Annotated in this window: 17 protein-coding genes and 1 tRNA gene; 13 read left to right on the top strand and 5 right to left on the bottom strand. The window is 61.4% G+C overall.

Translation table 11 applies throughout. The features are described 5' to 3' along the window. Window positions 1–52 precede the first annotated feature (52 nt). From rph to EAH84_RS05530, 3 genes are all read left to right on the top strand, one after another. Window positions 53–766, top strand: a complete 714-nt coding sequence (gene rph / locus EAH84_RS05540) for a ribonuclease PH (RefSeq protein ID WP_140868975.1) — start codon at window positions 53–55, stop codon at window positions 764–766. After that, window positions 763–1389 carry an RdgB/HAM1 family non-canonical purine NTP pyrophosphatase gene (gene rdgB, locus EAH84_RS05535; RefSeq protein WP_140868972.1) on the top strand — a complete coding sequence of 209 codons (627 nt, stop codon included), beginning with the start codon at window positions 763–765 and terminating at the stop codon, window positions 1387–1389. Before rph ends, rdgB begins: the two co-directional genes overlap by 4 nt. Window positions 1390–2215: 826 nt before the next feature. Next, window positions 2216–2719: a YybH family protein gene (locus EAH84_RS05530; protein ID WP_140868969.1), complete on the top strand. Its 504-nt coding sequence runs from the start codon at window positions 2216–2218 to the stop codon at window positions 2717–2719. Between the two features lie 179 nt (window positions 2720–2898). Here EAH84_RS05530 and EAH84_RS05525 read toward each other — a convergent pair whose 3' ends face one another. The 4 genes from EAH84_RS05525 to EAH84_RS05510 form a co-directional block, all read right to left on the bottom strand. Beyond that, window positions 2899–3885: a hypothetical protein gene (locus EAH84_RS05525; RefSeq protein ID WP_140868966.1), complete on the bottom strand. Its 987-nt coding sequence runs from the start codon at window positions 3883–3885 to the stop codon at window positions 2899–2901. Further along, window positions 3842–4627 (bottom strand): hypothetical protein, encoded by a 786-nt coding sequence (locus EAH84_RS05520; protein ID WP_140868963.1) that lies wholly within the window; start codon window positions 4625–4627, stop codon window positions 3842–3844. The genes EAH84_RS05525 and EAH84_RS05520 overlap by 44 nt, the downstream gene beginning before the upstream one ends. 35 nt (window positions 4628–4662) lie before the next feature. Then, complete coding sequence (locus EAH84_RS05515; protein ID WP_140868959.1) at window positions 4663–5757, bottom strand: hypothetical protein; 1095 nt, start codon at window positions 5755–5757, stop codon at window positions 4663–4665. A 98-nt stretch (window positions 5758–5855) separates the two neighbouring features. Then, the gene (locus EAH84_RS05510; RefSeq protein ID WP_140868956.1) at window positions 5856–6140 is read right to left on the bottom strand and encodes a hypothetical protein; all 285 of its coding nucleotides are present in this window, start codon (window positions 6138–6140) and stop codon (window positions 5856–5858) included. Window positions 6141–6617: 477 nt separating this feature from the next. Between EAH84_RS05510 and EAH84_RS05505 the strand changes: the two genes are divergently transcribed. The 10 genes from EAH84_RS05505 (at window position 6618) to EAH84_RS05455 (ending at window position 15020) form a co-directional block, all read left to right on the top strand. Continuing rightward, window positions 6618–6691, top strand: a tRNA-Gly gene (locus tag EAH84_RS05505). Window positions 6692–6820: 129 nt separating this feature from the next. Further along, entirely contained in the window at window positions 6821–8467 is a 1647-nt protein-coding gene (locus EAH84_RS05500) for a hypothetical protein (RefSeq protein WP_140868952.1), read from the top strand. A gap of 159 nt (window positions 8468–8626) precedes the next feature. Further along, window positions 8627–8977, top strand: coding sequence for a hypothetical protein (locus EAH84_RS05495; protein WP_140868948.1), 351 nt, complete (start codon window positions 8627–8629; stop codon window positions 8975–8977). Beyond that, window positions 8974–9378 carry a GNAT family N-acetyltransferase gene (locus EAH84_RS05490; RefSeq protein WP_140868944.1) on the top strand — a complete coding sequence of 135 codons (405 nt, stop codon included), beginning with the start codon at window positions 8974–8976 and terminating at the stop codon, window positions 9376–9378. The genes EAH84_RS05495 and EAH84_RS05490 overlap by 4 nt, the downstream gene beginning before the upstream one ends. 362 nt (window positions 9379–9740) lie before the next feature. Next, window positions 9741–10709: a response regulator gene (locus EAH84_RS05480; protein WP_161978338.1), complete on the top strand. Its 969-nt coding sequence runs from the start codon at window positions 9741–9743 to the stop codon at window positions 10707–10709. A 286-nt stretch (window positions 10710–10995) separates the two neighbouring features. Beyond that, entirely contained in the window at window positions 10996–11361 is a 366-nt protein-coding gene (locus EAH84_RS16600) for an alpha/beta hydrolase fold domain-containing protein (RefSeq protein ID WP_206663944.1), read from the top strand. A gap of 30 nt (window positions 11362–11391) precedes the next feature. Further along, entirely contained in the window at window positions 11392–11763 is a 372-nt protein-coding gene (locus EAH84_RS05470) for a phosphonate transporter (protein WP_241656478.1), read from the top strand. A 4-nt stretch (window positions 11764–11767) separates the two neighbouring features. Continuing rightward, on the top strand, window positions 11768–13045 hold the full coding sequence (locus EAH84_RS05465; RefSeq protein WP_140868933.1) for a GGDEF domain-containing protein: 1278 nt from the start codon (window positions 11768–11770) through the stop codon (window positions 13043–13045). After that, window positions 13042–14235 carry an AMP-binding protein gene (locus EAH84_RS05460; protein ID WP_140868928.1) on the top strand — a complete coding sequence of 398 codons (1194 nt, stop codon included), beginning with the start codon at window positions 13042–13044 and terminating at the stop codon, window positions 14233–14235. The genes EAH84_RS05465 and EAH84_RS05460 overlap by 4 nt, the downstream gene beginning before the upstream one ends. Window positions 14236–14240: 5 nt before the next feature. Further along, window positions 14241–15020: an EAL domain-containing protein gene (locus tag EAH84_RS05455; protein ID WP_140868923.1), complete on the top strand. Its 780-nt coding sequence runs from the start codon at window positions 14241–14243 to the stop codon at window positions 15018–15020. An 18-nt stretch (window positions 15021–15038) separates the two neighbouring features. Here EAH84_RS05455 and EAH84_RS05450 read toward each other — a convergent pair whose 3' ends face one another. After that, the gene (locus EAH84_RS05450) at window positions 15039–15491 is read right to left on the bottom strand and encodes a response regulator (protein ID WP_140868919.1); all 453 of its coding nucleotides are present in this window, start codon (window positions 15489–15491) and stop codon (window positions 15039–15041) included. Between the last annotated feature and the right edge of the window lie 747 nt (window positions 15492–16238).

Genomic DNA, 16238 nt, shown 5'->3' with positions numbered 1-16238 from the left:
AGCGCCGATCCGAAAGGCTACGCCCGCCGCCGAACCAATCGAAGGAACACCCATGCGCCCCAGCGGCCGTGCGCCAGACCAGATGCGCGCAATTACGATCGAACCCCATTTCACCCGCCACGCGGAAGGATCGGTCCTGATCGGGTTCGGCGACACCAAGGTGCTCGTCACCGCCAGCGTCGAGGAACGGCTGCCGCCGTGGCTGCGCGGCAAGGGCGAAGGCTGGGTGACCGCCGAATATGGCATGCTGCCCCGCGCGACGCACACCCGGGGCAATCGCGAAGCCGCCAAGGGCAAGCAATCGGGACGGACGCAGGAAATCCAGCGATTGATCGGCCGCAGTTTGCGCGCCGTAACCGACCTCAAGGCGCTGGGTGAACGCCAGATCACGCTCGATTGCGACGTGATCCAGGCCGATGGCGGCACCCGCACCGCCGCGATTTCGGGCGCGTGGGTCGCGCTCAGGCTCGCGATCGACGGGCTGATGGCGAGCGGGAAGCTGACGACCGACCCGCTGACGCAGAAGGTCGCCGCGGTCAGCTGCGGGATCTATAAGGGCAACCCCGTGCTCGACCTCGATTACGACGAGGATTCGAACGCCGACGCCGATGCCAATTTCGTCCTCCTCGAAAACGGCAACATCGCCGAGGCGCAGGCGACCGCCGAGGGCGCGACCTATGACGAGGAAGCCCTGCTCCGGCTGCTCCGCCTCGCGCGGATGGGCTGCCAGGACATTTTCCGCGCCCAGGCCGAAGCCGTAAAATGAGCGGCGAAGGCAGGGATCCGCAGGCGATCCGCAAGCTCGCCGCGGGCAAGCTCGTCATCGCCAGCCACAATCCGGGCAAGGTCCGCGAGATCGCCGAGTTGCTCCAGGGCCACGGGCTCGAGGTCGTGTCCGCTGCCGATCTCGACCTGCCCGAACCCGAAGAAACCGGCACCACCTTCGTCGCCAACGCCGAGCTTAAGGCGCTCCAGGCCGCCGACCTGTCGGGCCTCCCCGCGCTTGCCGACGACAGCGGGCTGTGCGTCGATGCGTTGGGCGGCGATCCTGGCATCTTCTCGGCGCGCTGGGCGGGCGAGGCCAAGGATTTCGATCTCGCGATGCGGCTCGTCGAGGACCGCCTGAACGACCAGCCGGACCCGCCCCGCGACGCGCATTTCGTCTGCGCGCTCGCGCTCGCCTGGCCCGACGGTCATGTCGAATGGTTCGAAGGCCGCGTCGACGGCACGCTCGTCTGGCCCCCCCGTGGACCGAACGGCTTCGGCTACGACGCGATGTTCCTGCCCGACGGCCACGACCGGACCTTCGGCGAAATGGAATTCACGCAAAAACATGCGATCGGCCACCGCGCCGACGCCTTCAGGCAATTGGTAGACGCGGTCTTCTAGGTGGCCAAGCCATGACGCCCACCGATCTTGCCACGGAGGTGGCCAGACGTGGGTGAATGCGTGCGTCGTATCGACGTTGACGACACCGCTCGTAACGTGGCAGGTGACCGTCGGATTGCAGGAGGATCGTAATCCGGCTTTGTAAACCGGTCCTCCAAAGGCGGTCAGAACGGCGTCAAGTCGTTGTTGTCGCGGGTGTAGCTCAATGGCAGAGCAGAAGCTTCCCAAGCTACTAACAACAACGTTTTTCTGCGGGCAACGGTGTAAAAATTGAGTTCTTAGGCTAAAAGAAACTCAATGACTTACCATCAATCTGTAAAAACGATCGAAAGTGCGCAATAGCGTTTCAGGAGGCAGCATGTAGCTCGTGTTACCTGCCAGACCGCCGTTTTTCGCGCGTTATCTTGATTGGTGAATTGGCAAGGCATTGTGCCGGTCGCTGTCGGCGATGGGGAAAACTCGAAGGTGCATTCGTGCAGATAGGCGCGAGCTGGACAAATGGTGGGTAGCGGTCGGCCGCTTTGGGGCGGCGATCTGAAGTAAGGGCACGGTTATTTAGCAGGAGTGCAACGGCAGCTTTGCGCCCTAACTGCCGCCGTTCAGCACGCGGATCGGTGTCCCTAAAACCCGACGCTCACGCGAGCCCTCCGTCGCGCGTTTATGAGGGTCCGAAGCTGGTGGGGAGCGGACATCGTCAATTTTCACTTGGGCTCGGCCCGGGATCCCGCTTCTTCTCCTCGCCAACAGCCGGCACCATCGCCAACCGAAGAAGCATTTCCCTCGTCGGCCATCCCCACTAAGGTGCGGCGGACTGGGGGTCCGGATCATGTCATTTCGCTATAGCTGGCCGATGGGCCTGACCCTCGCCGTGTCGCTGAGCGCCGCCGGCATGGCAAAGCCGCCGACAGCGTCCGAAATGAAAGCCGAGAAAGCGGCCATCATCGAACTTCGCCGCGCCAACAACGCGGCCATCGCCGCCAGCGATCTCGACGGCACGATGCGCATGGCGGCCGACGATTATGTGCTGGTTGGCGGCAATGACGGCATCATTCGCAGCAAGGAGGAGATGCGGCAACGCTGGGCGGATGATTTTGCCTCGCCGCACCCCGCGAACCGCTGTGTCAGGCAGCCCGCGAACATCACCGTGGGCCAGGCCGGCGGCGTGTTGAGAGCCGCCGAAATCGGCAACTGGCGATGCCCGGCGGAACGGCCATCGGGTGCCGCGACGCCATACGGCACCTATTTAGCGCACTGGTCGAAACGATCGACCGAGTGGCGTCTCGTCTCCCACAATTATGTAACGCTCGGCTGCCGCGGCCCCGGCTGCTAAGCCGATCGCGCATTCCTACGCGCCGCCCTAGCGTCCGCCTCCGGGGCGCCAATCGCCCGACCCCCTGCAGTATCGTTTTTCGCTGCTGCGTGCGGCCGGAACTGGTGGTTTGCAGTCCGACACCTTTCGGGAACGAGGATTGCCCAGCTGTCGTTCGCTGGATCAATCGATGGCGGCAGTTACGCACCCTCCGCGGCAGGGCGGAATCCCGCGCGACGATGGCTTCCGAGACGCGCAACGATCGCGCGAAGATCGCCGATTTCCCCGCGCAGCGCGCCAATCTCCTCGGCGCGTGCCGCTTCTCGTGCGGCGCGCTGTAAGGCAATCGCCAGCGCGCGGGCGGTGGGCTCAGATATCGTGGCGATAGTGACGCGCTCGTCCTTGCCGTAGAAGCTTCCATCGGGCCGCCCGCCCAATAGCAGCCAGCCGACCATCCCGACACCGTCGGCGTATAATGGGGCGCGCAACGGGAACAACGTGTCGGTTCGATCGCAATCGAGTGCGCTGACTTGTGATGACACGACCCAAGCGCCAAGCCATTCCTGTACCGCATCAACAGCGATCCCCTTGGCCGCCGCCACCTTACTATCGATTACGATAGCGCCGCGGCTTGCTCGCACGCCGCTCTCGACACGATCGAGCAGCACCTCAGCGAGATGCGTGGGCGTCGCGGTTTCGCGCATGTCGCCGACCAGCAGCGGCAGGCCGGTTCGCAGCTTGATCAGTGCGCCCTGAAAACGATGTTCTGCCCAATGCGTCACGCGGTGATGCAACGGCGCAATCATCACAGCCGCGATCGCCGCGCCGATCCCGCCGGCCAGTGCGCCCAGGCTTTCGCCGAAATATTCCTCTCCCAGCACTTCGATGATTTTTTCGCTGCCGGCGAAGACCGCGAGCAGCGCCAGCGTCAACGCGCCGAACGCGACCGAGCGGCTGATCGCCCGGTCCGCGTCGTAAAGCCTGTAACGCAACAGCGATGTGGTGATGCCGAGCGCGATCAGTGTAATCGCCATGCCGCCGAGGAACCGGCCGACCAAAAGACTCCATGCCGTGGCCGGGAAACTGTCGAGCTTGTCGCGCTGAAACTCAAGCAGAGGACGAAGGCCTCCGCTCATTTGCTCGCTACCCGGCCTTGAGCTTCGCCTCGAGCGACGCACGAGCAGCATCCAGCCGCGTCGGGTTCGTCTTCGCCGAAAGCCGATCGCGGGGCTTCTGTCCAAGGAAGTAGGCGATGCGCTCGGCATTCGCCCCGCTCGGATGGGGAAGACCGTCCAGAATGGTCGAGCGATCTACGATGCCCTGATCCGCTAGGTAATCGAGCATCATGCTGACCTTCGGCCCTAACGGTACCAGGAGCGCGCCGCGCAACGAGCGCAGTTCTTCGCCCAGATAGGTCAGCAGCCAGTGCCGCATAGGCGGGATGCGAAGCGCGTCGGGCTGCCCGGACCAGTTTTCGCCATCGACAAAGACCGGGTAGCGTAGCGCCGAGGTGAAATGGACGAGGTCTGCGCGCTCGCTCCAGAGCAAGGCGGTGGACGCAAGCCCGAGACGCCGCGCAACGCCGATCCGATCGAGCATGGCGACTAAGTTGGCGCGCATCGGACCCGAAAAGCTGGCGAACACCTTCGCTTCCGCAGCTGCGTCATTTACGCTGGCACCACGACGCAGGGCGGCTCGTGCAGCCGAAAGCGCGTTCCGGGCTTGTTGAAGGCCTGGCGTCAGGCCGACAATGGCGATGCGCGCTGTCGGGTTCATATGGTCGAATGGAGCGTAGACCATCGACACGGTTCGGCCGCCCGCATCGGCATGCGCCAAGGCCAGTTTGGCCGAAGTGCGCGGGTCGGAGACTTCGACATCGGTGAGATCGCGGACGGTCGTGGCGAAGCGCGGAAAAAGAGACTGGGCCATAGCTTCCTTTGTGGATTTAGAGTTGCGGACGCAGATCAGCGCCGACCGAAAAGGGTCTGAAGCGCTGAGAACAGAGAGTCAGGCGAGACATGCAGCGCCAAAGCGTAGCGTCGCAGTTCGGCCGCGGTCGGCATCTCGTTAGAGGCGCGGCGTTTCATGACAGCGGCTTCGGCCTCGTCGAGGTCGGGCAAAGGGTCGGCAATCCGGGAGCGGGCTTTCGCGAACCCTGTGGGTCCCGGCTGATCGTGAAGATCGTTGGCGATCCTCCAAGCCCACCGCCCCTCGTATGTCTCCTCTTCACGTAGAGGCGAGAAGTTACGGCGGGTGACGACCCAGTCTGTCAGCGCCGGCAGGTCGAGTTTCGACCTGACCACGCTCAGGCCATCGCGGCTGAGCGTGTTGCGTACAGCGGTCGCCGGCATGCCGGTGAGAGCCGCCACTGCCTCGGTAACGCTTTGATCGATTGCGCCGTCCTTTCCGTCTGACGCCTCGCTTGCGAGGAAACAGCCATCAGCGATCTTCCACCTGTAATAGGCCGAAAGGATCGTTCGCTGGAGCGCACTTCCCTCGCGGTCGAGCGGCGAACCGTGCCGACGGCTGAACCGAGCGAGTGAGCCGACCATGATCTGCTCCAGCTCTTCGACGTCGTCCTCCGAGATCGATCGGCTCTCGGCGGTTGGACGGAACGCGCTATGATAGGAGGCGGTGACGATGCGCGTCATGTTGAACCGCGATAAGTCGATGCGCTCCAGCGCTTCGCTGCTCTCGCCATCGTCGACCGGATCGAATGGAAAGCCGATGAATGCGCTCGCTGCGTCCCCGCTGGCGATTAGACCCAAATCCGCGGCTTGCGATCGCAGGTGCTGCTTCAGTTCAACCATGACCGCTTCCAGTGAAAAGGGCGGCTCGGGCATGGTGTAAGTCCACAGGTCGTCGAGCCGGTTGACGGGCTCGACGATAAACTCAAGCGAGCCCGGCGCGACGAGACTGGGCGCTGATCGACCATCCGACATGCGGATGGCGAAGCCTTTTCGCACCAGTTCCAAGGCTTCGAGGTAGCTGGAGACGAGTACAGCGTTTTCTTTGTGGTGGCGGTGCGAACCGTGAGCCGGATCACCGAGAACGAACATACGATCGCGCTGACGCCAAGGGCGTTCGGTCAAACCGGTCGCCGAATTGGTGCGCTGGATCCGGGTGAGATGGATGGAAATACTACTTCTCCGATTGATCAGTGCAGACGGGAGGCGGTGACGACCAAACCGTTGGCTGCGAGGACGACGTAAGCATTGCGGTAGCGGTCGAGCCGGGGGGCATGGCCGCCCAGAAGGCGGCGAGCCTCGGCCCAACTATCCTCGTCGAAACGGTGAAGGGTACAGCCGCAGCCCGCGTCGACCGGATTGGCCAGCTCCGTCAGAAAGGCGACGACATGCTGCGGTATCGAACGCTGTTGCATGCGCAGCAGCGCATGTTGGGAAAGAGGATGGCGGAGGTTGATGTTTGACGAGGGGTGCATAGCGAGCTTCCTTGCTGATGAACTATATATAAACCCGCAAATCTGGCAGTCAAGTGAAAAAAGACAACCTTATATGGCGAGAGGCTGGTGTCACAACCGGTCGGTCAGGAGCCTAGACATATGCGTCCGATTTCTGCGGGGTTCCCGGTGTCAGAAGCCTGCGTCAGAATGTCCGCTAACGGGACCAGCGAGGCTGCGTTTCGCCGACCGATACTGGGGCGCATTGCTGACAACGCGTTCTCCGCCAGACAGACGATCCCGATCAGGCCGGCGGAAGTCACAACAGCGCTAGAACGGACGGGCAGCATCGATGATGGGAGAGTTGCTCGTCTGGACCCATGCCTTGAGTGCGTTCGTGACCGGCACGAAAATCCGCCATTGACGGCGCACCCGACCGCAGGCAGATGGCCATCTTCAGGACCAACTGTAAAACGCATTGTAAAAGCCGTGCGCACCACGCAGCTAAGTCATTGAAATGCGGGTGTAGCTCAATGGTAGAGCAGAAGCTTCCCAAGCTTACGACGAGGGTTCGATTCCCTTCACCCGCTCCAGATTCGCGCTGAACCCGCAGAAAACCGCCAATTTGAGGCGGAAATGCGAACTATCTCCCACTTAACGGCACACAAAGAATCCCACACACGGGTCGCACACGCTTCACCCACCCGGGGAGCGTGAACTCCATGGGACGCCAGACCTATCTGCTCCGCAAGAACGGCCGCTATCACTTCCGACGCAGGTTCAGCTTCGGCAGCGACAACCGCCAGCCTATAATGGTCGCGTTAGGCACGGCGGACCCGGCGGATGCGCGACGCATCGTGAACCGTCTGGCCGTGAGATGGGACGCGATTACAATGCAGGTTGAACAGAGTATTGAACGGGGAACCCTAACCCTTGATGAGCAGCGAGCGCTGTTCCGTCAGGGCCTTGAGCATGAACTTGCCGACGCCACGCGGCACGTGACGGCACCGCGCCGCCCGGACATCGACGAGGCCGCCTTCAGCAAGGTCGCAGTCGCCGCGTACACGATCGTCGGCTCGGTACCACACGACACCGCAGAATTGTCGCCCGAAATTATCGAGGACCACATTGACGATACGTGGACGGATTCCGAGCGCCGGTTATTGATGAATATGCTGCGTCTGTACATCACGCCGATGACGGTCAGCCGCAGCGATGCGGTAGATGCACTTGAAGCGCTCGGCACGCCTATTAACGATGCAACGGCGACCGAGGCGCGGTGGAGCCTGATCCGCGGCCGGATCGAGGCCCAGAAGCGCGCCCCGCTCGTTGACCATCCATTATTCGCAGATCGTGATGTGCCAGGCCTCCGCCTCCTGGAAGACGATCTCGTTCAACAGGCACGCCACGTGACCCCCCTGCGCCCTGCCGCGGGAAACCTGGCACCCGCGCTGCCGACCGCTGAGCCCTCGTCATCCGCCGGTAATGGATATTTTGCCAGATCGACGACGATCCGCTTTAGCGATCAAATCGACGCGGTTCTCGCGACCATGGTCCTCAACAAAAAATACGCACCCGACAACGGGCAACGTCGACGCATCCTCGAGACCTTCGCGTGGATCACGCACGACAAGGCATTGAGCGACTACGGTCCAGAAGACCGCATCGCTTTCGTCAAGGCCATGACTGATATTCCGAACACCATCAGGTTCGGCAAGTTGGGCAAGTCGGGCCCCATGAAGATGCCCTTCGACGCAACCGCTTTCGGAGCTCCCACGTCAGATACGTTGCGCAGCGGCAGGACGATCAATCGCGACCTGATCATCCTCGCGGCGGCTGAAGAGGTGCTTCACGAAACTCACTGGCGCCCCCGTTATGGCGGAGACAAAGTCCTCAGCTTCTTGAAATCCTGGACCAAGATCGAGGATGATTTTGCTAACCCCAAGCGCGTGCCGTGGACGCCAGCACATCTCAGGACAATGTATTCCCTTCCGTTGTGGCAAGGCGGCGGTGGTGCAAATAATCGCATCAAGCCATTCCCGGCCACCAAGGTTTTTCAGGATGCAGCGTACTGGCTACCTTTGTTCGGTACCTACATGGGCGTCGCTCGCGAAGAAGGCGCCGGGTTCGAGATCGCGGATTTCAACTTCGAGTGCGAAGTTCCTTATGTCCTCGTGCAGGCCAACATGACGCGGAGCAAGGACGGCGGAATAACCAAGGGGGGCCTGAAGCGGAAGGCCCGCCATCGGGTCATGCCGCTCCATCCTCAACTGCTGAGACTCGGAATTCAGCGTTATGTCGAGGCAATCGAAGCTGAGGGGCATTCCATGGTCTACAAAGCGATTGACCATGTGGGGTTCTACCGCTGAAAATCCACGTATAACAGTACCGAGATATATTGCCCAATGTTATTATATGTTGCGATGTTTCTCGCTGTGGCCCCTACATGGGCTGCATCGTCGGCACGATGACCCAGGCGTCGGCGACAGAGAGATTATGCCAACTCTCGCCTGTATGGAGGCGCTTTCATGCCAGCCAATGACAACGACGCCACGCTGTTGGGGGGCACGGATCCAATGCCCGATCCGCACGGCCGCGCGGCGCTACTGCTGGTCGAAAGCCTGATTCACGGGTTGATGGAGCGCTCGATAATCAACATCGGCGACGCCATCGACATCGTTGACACCGCGGAGAGCGTGCAGGCCGACACAGCTGACGAGGCCGTCGGGATCGGTGCTCCGATGTGGCAATCTCGCGCGCCGCTAACTACTATCCTTGAATCGCTGAGGTCCGACTACGATCGAGGGTCAGCGCGGAACTCCAGTGTTCCAGCGGAAATGCTGGGTTCAGACCTTGCAGACGGCGAGGACGAGCGTTGACAATCGTTCGACAAGCGGAGCCAAATGATCTCCCGCAGGTAATGACATTCCATCTTTTACCTGGCGACCGGGTCACAGAAATTGTGGAACGCCGCATGCTGGTGGCCGAGCAAAATGGCACCATCCTGGGCTACATTTCTTGGCAAATGAGGGGCTGCATTGGTCTGGACTACGTCAATAGGTTGGTCGTGAAGCCAATGCATCGAAGACAGGGGATCGGAAAGAATATTATGACGAGTATGAGCATCGCGCTTACCGGTCGCGTGTTCATATCGACGAAAGCAAGCAACCAGTCTGCAATCGCCCTGATCGAGTCAACAGACTGGACAAAGGCGGGTGAACTTTATGGTCTATTGCCGGACAATGAAGCAGAGGTGTTTTTCTGGCGTGACCTAAGATAAGCATCCCGCTCAGCTTCTTCATTTCCATTGGCCAAGTCAGCGATCACACCGGCGCGGCAGCACTGCTCCATGATCTGCCCAACGCACGGTGGATCCCCGAGTTAAGTGGGGCGTCGCCATGGGCAGCGGATCCAGTTTGCGAACATCGCACTCGCTTTGGCCGAGCGCGCGCTGCTGATTTTTTGCGGGTTTGTGGCTGGGGATGTTAGCGATGCTGGACGCGGCACGGCCTTGACGACAGTCGAGACCACCCTCCCAGAGGCTTTGGTAACGCCTTGATAACTCTATCGTTATAAACATCCGGTTATAACATTGGCTACATTATCTGTAGCGCCGAACCGATGTTAACCAGGAGAGGCGCAATGACGGGTACAACGAGAATCGTCCGACGAGTAGTCATCGTTGATGACTCCCGGGTTATACAGACTATGCTCGAAACCGCTTTTGGCACCCGCCCCGATTTCAAGGTAGTTGGCGTCGCGAGTGACGCCAAGACAGCGTGCGATCTGATTGGTCGACTTCGCCCCGATGTGGTCACGATCGATTTGTGCATGCCTTATATTGATGGGGCTGCGCTGCTTCAGATGACCGCCCATGTGGGCAGCACCTGCAAGGTTGTCGTTTCGGATCAAGTGGCAAAAAGCGTGTTGATGCAATCCAGGCTTCAATCGTTGGGGGCTTCAACCTGCTTCTTGAAGCGGCAAATAATTGACGATCCTCAGGCTTTTTTCGCAAAGCTTAACGCGACCTGCGATCAGTTTCAGGCAGGCGCAAAAGCACAGTCTCGTACTGCCTCGAGCGCACTTGCTTTGAACGGCCCAAACGAGCCTAAAGAGGTAGGATTTCCCATCCCTCGTGATGAAGCTGCTCGTATTAAGCTACTTCATGCCAAGGAATTGGCTAACTCCCTGCACGAGCGTCCGTTCGATCTCATTACGCGCCACGTCGCAGAGATACTCGCTTTTCCTGTATGTCTGTTGACTTTTATCGATCGCGAAACCCAGTGGATCAAGTCAGCGTACGGATTTCAAGAGACAAAAATGCCGAGGGGCGATGCATTTTGCAATTATACGATCGTGCAGGATAGCGCGCTTGTCGTGAACAACGCCGCCAACGATAATCGCTTTGCGCAAAATCGGCTGGTTGTAGGCGAACCTCATATCCGCACCTATGTGGGTCAACCGATTATCGTTCGCGACGGCACCCGGATCGGCGCGCTTTGCGTTATCGATACGAAGATCAGGCATATTGGTAAGCCAACTTTTTCGACGCTTGCTAACATGGCTGACGTCCTTGCAGAGATGGTCGATGCTCGACCACTGGTGGCGTGAAACGGTCCAGAAACGAGGAGCTTACTTAGCGAGAATGCCAAATTCATGAATGCACCTGATGGTCAGCCCGCCTTCAATCGCGTCAGTTCGGGTATTGCCAGCACGATCGGGAGCCGGATCGTGGACGGGACGACTGGCGTCGACGGGGCGGTTGTGACAACGCGAAGAGCTACTGTCAGGTTGATCAGCAGCGCGCCCATCGCGTTCGCGCCGCCACCGAGATGTGGATCGGCGTGCGAAAGCAATCCCCTCGACGGGGTGATCGGCGTCAAACCCGATCAGCGCGTTGGTCGACGATTGCGAGGCCGCGGCATTGTGGACGATCAAGGACGCTCTTGAAGAATTCGGCACAGCCCGGATCGTCGTAAAGGGCTTGTCGGCGGGCGCGCCTGTCGCGGCGGCGACCTGTCGAATCTGCCACCAGCGCTGTTCGTCGTGGACACGAGAGACATGCTGCTCGATGACAGCGAGCGCATGGCCGAAACCGGCCGTTCGTTCATGTTTAGCGGTCACCAGATATGCGCCGGACCGAGCTTTTGGATCACAACAATCGGAGCGGTCGTCCTCGCCTACGCGGAGGCGCATCGTGATCAAGGCGCCCGCTGCTTCAATCGTCGAATGCCATTACCAATGCTTAACGCGTGCAACGTAGACCGGGCGGTACACTCTCATGGAGACCAGCGTGGTTACGATCGCACAACTTTCTTTCGACACGATCGATCTCGCCGAGCTCGAAGCGATGGCTGAAGGCGAACGCGACGGGCTTCCCTTTGGCGTCGTCGGGGTCGATCACCAGGGAACAACGCAGGTTTATAATCGAACGGAGGCCGCGATGGCCGGCCTCGATCGGGAGAGTGTGCTCGGATCCGGGTTTTTCGAGACCGTTGCGCAATGCATGAATAACTTCATGGTCGCGCAGCGCTTCGAGGATGAACCCACCCTCGACGAGATCATCCCCTATGTGCTCACCCTGCGGATGCGACCCACGCGGGTCAGGCTGCGGCTCCTGGCGCGGGCCGGCGCGCCGCTCCGCTTCATCCTGATCGAGCGGTGATCGCATGGACGACGTGACCGAAGCCGAGGGCCTGCTCGAGTTCCTCTACGCCGCGCCCGTCGGACTGGTCCAGATCGACATGTCGGGCGACATCGCTATGATCAACCCGCACGCGATGAAGCATCTGTTGCCGCTCGCCCAAGGCCGCGATCCCGGCAACCTTTTCGCGATGCTCGACCGTTGCGCCCCTGAGCTCCGCAACATGCTAGAGGCTTTCGAACCGAGCCGTGGCTCGGTCTGCGACGGCCACCGGATCATGGTCGATCTAGCGCCGCCTACCGACGGCGCCGATCCAAAGGTGCTCGCCTGCACGGTAGTGAAGCTTGACGCAGAGCGGGCGATCGCGTGCTTGTCCGATGTGACGCTTCAGGTGGCGCAGGAACGCCGCCTGAAGCAGGCGGAGACCTGGTTCGCGTCGCTGCTCAACGACGTCAATGACTATGCGGTGCTGTCCGTCACCGCGGACGGCCTGATCGACGCCGCTAACGCCTCCTGGACGAAGCAGTCGGGGTACAGCTGCGACGCGGCGGTTGGGCGATCCATGGCCGATCTGTTCGACCGCACCGCGGGCGCCGGCGCAATCGCGGTCTGCGAGCAGCTCCGCCTTGCCGCCCGCGACGGCTGGCACCTCGCCGAAGATTGGCACGAGCGGCTCGACGGCTCCAGATACTGGTGCCAGCGACTGCTTGCAGCACGGACCGCCCCCGAAGGCGATCTTACCGGCTACACGCTCGTGCTTCGCGACGTTCGCCGCGACTCGCAGGACGCGCACGACCTACGCCGCCTTCTGACTGAGGATCATCTCACGGGCGCCGCCAATCGGGCAAGGTTCCAGCACGTGCTGGATCGCGAGTTGAAGACGTGGCGCGAGACCGGAGCGCCGCTGTCGCTTCTGATGATCGACCTGGATCACTTCAAACAGGTAAACGACGACTATGGCCATCTCGCGGGAGACGCCGTGCTGCGTGGGTTCGCCGAGACCGTCGCCGCCGCGATCAGACCGACCGATCTGCTCGCGCGGCTTGGCGGCGAGGAGTTCGCCGTCCTCCTGCCGGCGACGCCGTTAGAGGAGGCGCGCTCCATCGCCAACGAGCTTCGAACGCTGATCGAGGACATGCGGACGGTTTCGGGACCGCATCGGATCGCGGTAACCGCCAGCTTCGGCTGCGCGGTCGCGTCGGGGCAGGACGTGCTCGCGCGCGCGGACGAGGCCCTATACGTGGCGAAGCGAAGCGGCCGCAACTGCGTGCAGGCGGCTCGCCCCGCAGCCATAGCCGCATGAACAGTACGATCCGCATCGCAGCGCTGCGATCGTTGATATGGGGTGTGGTCATCAGCGAGATCGCCAGGCTGCGCGGCCCGGGCGGTCTCGGGGTGCCCAAATTAGCGGCCGCTGACAGAGACGACGCGACACTCGACGAGGCCGGACTAGGTATAGACTCGCTAGAACAGATGGGCGTGTGGTCTGGGCTGTCCGAGATGTTCGCCATAGACGTAAATTCTTCGAAGCGCGACGACACTCGCGCCGCGAGCGTCGCTCAGTGGGCGGCATTTGTGATCGACCACTGGCAGGATCGCGAGCCCGCACTTTGGCTGCGATCGTCTGGCACTACCGGCACCCCCAAGCTCTGCCGTCACCTGCTCGCCGACCTGCTCGACGAGGCAAAACATTTCAGCGAGGTCGTCGGCACGCGGCGTCGCGTGCTCGCGCTCGTCCCGGGGGAACACATCTACGGACTGATCTGGACGATCCTGCTACCCGCAGTCGCGGATCTGCCAGTTTTCAGAACGACCGGCGTAGACGGGATCCCGCTTGCGCCCGGCGACCTCGTGATCGCCGCGCCGGACCATTGGCGCGGCCTCGTGCGCGCCGGTGCGCACATTCCAGCGGACGTAATTGGCGTGAACGCAGCCGGTCCGCTGGCAGACGCCGATAAGCGGAAGTTGCTGGATGCGGGCCTGGCCCGGATGCTCGACGTCTACGGTTCGTCCGAGACCGGGGGCATCGGCATCCGTGAAGGCATGTGCAGCGACTACACGCTGCTGCCACGTTGGCAATTCGCGCCGCCTGCCGACGGCGACGGCGACGGCGACGAACGACACGCACTCGTTTCGAAGGAGGGCACAGTCATCGCCTTGCCGGACACGATCGTGGTGAACGACGCCGGTTTCAAGCTCGGCGTCCGGCGCGACGGCGCAATCCAAGTTGGCGGCCGCAACGTCGACCCAGCCTTGGTGGCGAACGCCCTCCTTGGTCACCCGATGGTGGGCGACGTCGCGATACGGCTTGGGGACACCGGTCGGCTCAAGGCATTCGTGGTGCCCCGTGGTCGCCTGGACGGCGACCAACTTATCGGTGAGCTCGCTGCACGGGCCTCAGCCAGCCTGCCCGCCTACGCGCGCCCAGTCGCATATCGTCTGGGCGAGAAAGTGCCGCGCAATGCCCTTGGTAAGTTGGAGGACTGGACGTGAGTTTCATGGCCCCCGTGAAGGAAGCGATACCTTCCGAGCGTTCGTCCCGCATCTGCCATGGATGCAAAGAGGGGAAGGGACTCCCGTTTGACTTCACGATGGCTTTCCAGCCGATCGTCGACGTCCGCACAACGCGGGTGTGGGCTTACGAGGCGCTCGTCCGCGGCACCGCGGGCGAGAGCGCTGCGACGATCCTCGAGATGGTCGAAAGCAACGCCGTCTATGGCTTCGACCAGGCCTGTCGCGTCAAGGCGGTCGAACTGGCGGGCAAGCTCTTCCCGGCAGACGCCGATACCAAGCTGTCGATCAACTTCATGCCGAACGCGGTGTATCAGCCCGACGCCTGCATCCGCGCGACCCTGAACGCAGCGCGGCGCGCAAACTTCCGCCAAGATCGGCTGATGTTCGAATTCACCGAGACCGAGAAGATGCGCGACACTGCGCACGTGCGGAATATCGTGGAGGCCTATCGCCGGCGCGGGTTCACGACAGCGATCGACGATTTCGGTGCAGGCTATGCCGGTCTCGGGCTCCTCGCCGAAATGCAGCCCGACGTCATCAAGATCGACATGGCGATTATTCGAGACATCGACACGAGCGCTGCGAAGCGCGCGATCGTTGCGGCGATCGTGAAGATGGCGACAGATCTCGACATCACAGTTGTCGGCGAAGGCGTTGAGACGCGCGAAGAACTGGCAACGATCGTCTCGCTGGGGATCTGGCTCATCCAAGGCTACCTACTCGCCCGGCCCTCCTTGGAGGCGCTGCCGGTCCCTCGTTGGTGAGACCGAGTGACACCCGCCTTAGGACCAGTGGCCCAGACCCTTATCGACGCCCGTCGCTGCAGCCCTGGCAAGCAGCGTCTGCATTCTGGTCACCAGCGACGCCGCGTCATAGGGCTTGGTCTCGACCGGCCCGATCTCGCATAGTTGCTCGCCGAGATCGGCGGTTCGCGCGTTCCCAGACGTGAGGATGACCGGAAGGCCGGGACGATTTGCCCGCACCCAGTGCGCCAGACCGAAGCCGTCCATTTCGCCGGGCATCTGAACGTCAGAGAACACCAGATCGATCGGGGCAGCCTCGACCTGAAGTAACGCTACCGCCTCGGTAGCGTCGGCTGCTTCCATAACATGATAGCCACAATCTCGCAGATAGTCGGCGATCACGAAGCGGATCAGCACCTCGTCTTCGACCACCAATATGCATTGCGGTGCTTCCGCTAGCTGGGTCACGGAACGGGCCTGGCGATCGGTCATGCGGTGCAAATTCCTGCGGTTCAGGTGAGTTCCTAGGGCCATGACGCTTTGATTGTGCCGTTGTATCTAGGCCACAGGTAGCCGCCGCGAAGATGGTGCGAGAGTGATGGCGATTTAAGAAAATGTCGCGATCGGTCGGTGTTGACGCAACAGGCGCAACCTCTGTTTTCCGAGATCTCACGAATTGTCACAAGTCAGCGTCACGGCGACCGCGTACGGGACTGGCGAACTTTGGCTTCGACGGCTGCCGTTGAACGCAAAGCGGTCCAACGCGCGGCCAGTTGAATTGCGCACCAAACTGTAGCACAAGCGGTTTCGGATGATGACGAAACCGCGGTTTTCTGCGGGTTTCAGCGAGATGGAAAAGTGGAGCAGATTCCCTTCACCCGCTCCATCTACAGTAATTTAGCGGAACGCTTCCGTCCGCTGGCGAAGGCAACGATGCATGCCAGCCTTCCAGCCCTAATTCAGACGCACCGTCCGCTCCGTTCGATGAGATCGCGAAGTGCCGGCACAGCGTGCAGCGATGCTTCGGCGCCGGCCAGATCTACCGCCGAGGCGCGCTGCTGTCGGCGATAATCACCGGCGATTGCTGAATGTCGCGCGACGGCAGGAGTGACGTCGAGCTCCCGAATTTCGCGTTCAGCCAAATCTCGTTCAATAGCGGCGACGAGCCGCCCAACTTTGGTGCTCGTGGCAGATCGTCGCATGCTGCTTCAGAAAGCTCAAACAGTTCAACCATCCTAT

The sequence above is a fragment of the Sphingomonas oligophenolica genome, assembly GCF_006438955.1.
Lineage (GTDB): Bacteria > Pseudomonadota > Alphaproteobacteria > Sphingomonadales > Sphingomonadaceae > Sphingomonas > Sphingomonas oligophenolica_A.
This window is presented reverse-complemented; position numbering and strand designations above follow the sequence as displayed.

What these genes read in the sequence shown, in the direction of transcription:
- EAH84_RS05495 (WP_140868948.1), top strand. Translation starts at nt 8,627, where the DNA reads ATGCCAGCCAATGACAACGACGCCACGCTGTTGGGGGGCACGGATCCA.
- EAH84_RS05530 (WP_140868969.1), top strand. Translation starts at nt 2,216, where the DNA reads ATGTCATTTCGCTATAGCTGGCCGATGGGCCTGACCCTCGCCGTGTCG.
- EAH84_RS05510 (WP_140868956.1), bottom strand. Translation starts at nt 6,140, where the DNA reads ATGCACCCCTCGTCAAACATCAACCTCCGCCATCCTCTTTCCCAACAT.
- EAH84_RS05480 (WP_161978338.1), top strand. Translation starts at nt 9,741, where the DNA reads ATGACGGGTACAACGAGAATCGTCCGACGAGTAGTCATCGTTGATGAC.
- EAH84_RS05460 (WP_140868928.1), top strand. Translation starts at nt 13,042, where the DNA reads ATGAACAGTACGATCCGCATCGCAGCGCTGCGATCGTTGATATGGGGT.
- EAH84_RS05465 (WP_140868933.1), top strand. Translation starts at nt 11,768, where the DNA reads ATGGACGACGTGACCGAAGCCGAGGGCCTGCTCGAGTTCCTCTACGCC.
- EAH84_RS05520 (WP_140868963.1), bottom strand. Translation starts at nt 4,627, where the DNA reads ATGGCCCAGTCTCTTTTTCCGCGCTTCGCCACGACCGTCCGCGATCTC.
- EAH84_RS05500 (WP_140868952.1), top strand. Translation starts at nt 6,821, where the DNA reads ATGGGACGCCAGACCTATCTGCTCCGCAAGAACGGCCGCTATCACTTC.
- EAH84_RS05455 (WP_140868923.1), top strand. Translation starts at nt 14,241, where the DNA reads ATGGCCCCCGTGAAGGAAGCGATACCTTCCGAGCGTTCGTCCCGCATC.
- EAH84_RS05450 (WP_140868919.1), bottom strand. Translation starts at nt 15,491, where the DNA reads ATGACCGATCGCCAGGCCCGTTCCGTGACCCAGCTAGCGGAAGCACCG.
- rph (WP_140868975.1), top strand. Translation starts at nt 53, where the DNA reads ATGCGCCCCAGCGGCCGTGCGCCAGACCAGATGCGCGCAATTACGATC.
- EAH84_RS05515 (WP_140868959.1), bottom strand. Translation starts at nt 5,757, where the DNA reads ATGTTCGTTCTCGGTGATCCGGCTCACGGTTCGCACCGCCACCACAAA.
- rdgB (WP_140868972.1), top strand. Translation starts at nt 763, where the DNA reads ATGAGCGGCGAAGGCAGGGATCCGCAGGCGATCCGCAAGCTCGCCGCG.
- EAH84_RS05525 (WP_140868966.1), bottom strand. Translation starts at nt 3,885, where the DNA reads ATGCTGCTCGTGCGTCGCTCGAGGCGAAGCTCAAGGCCGGGTAGCGAG.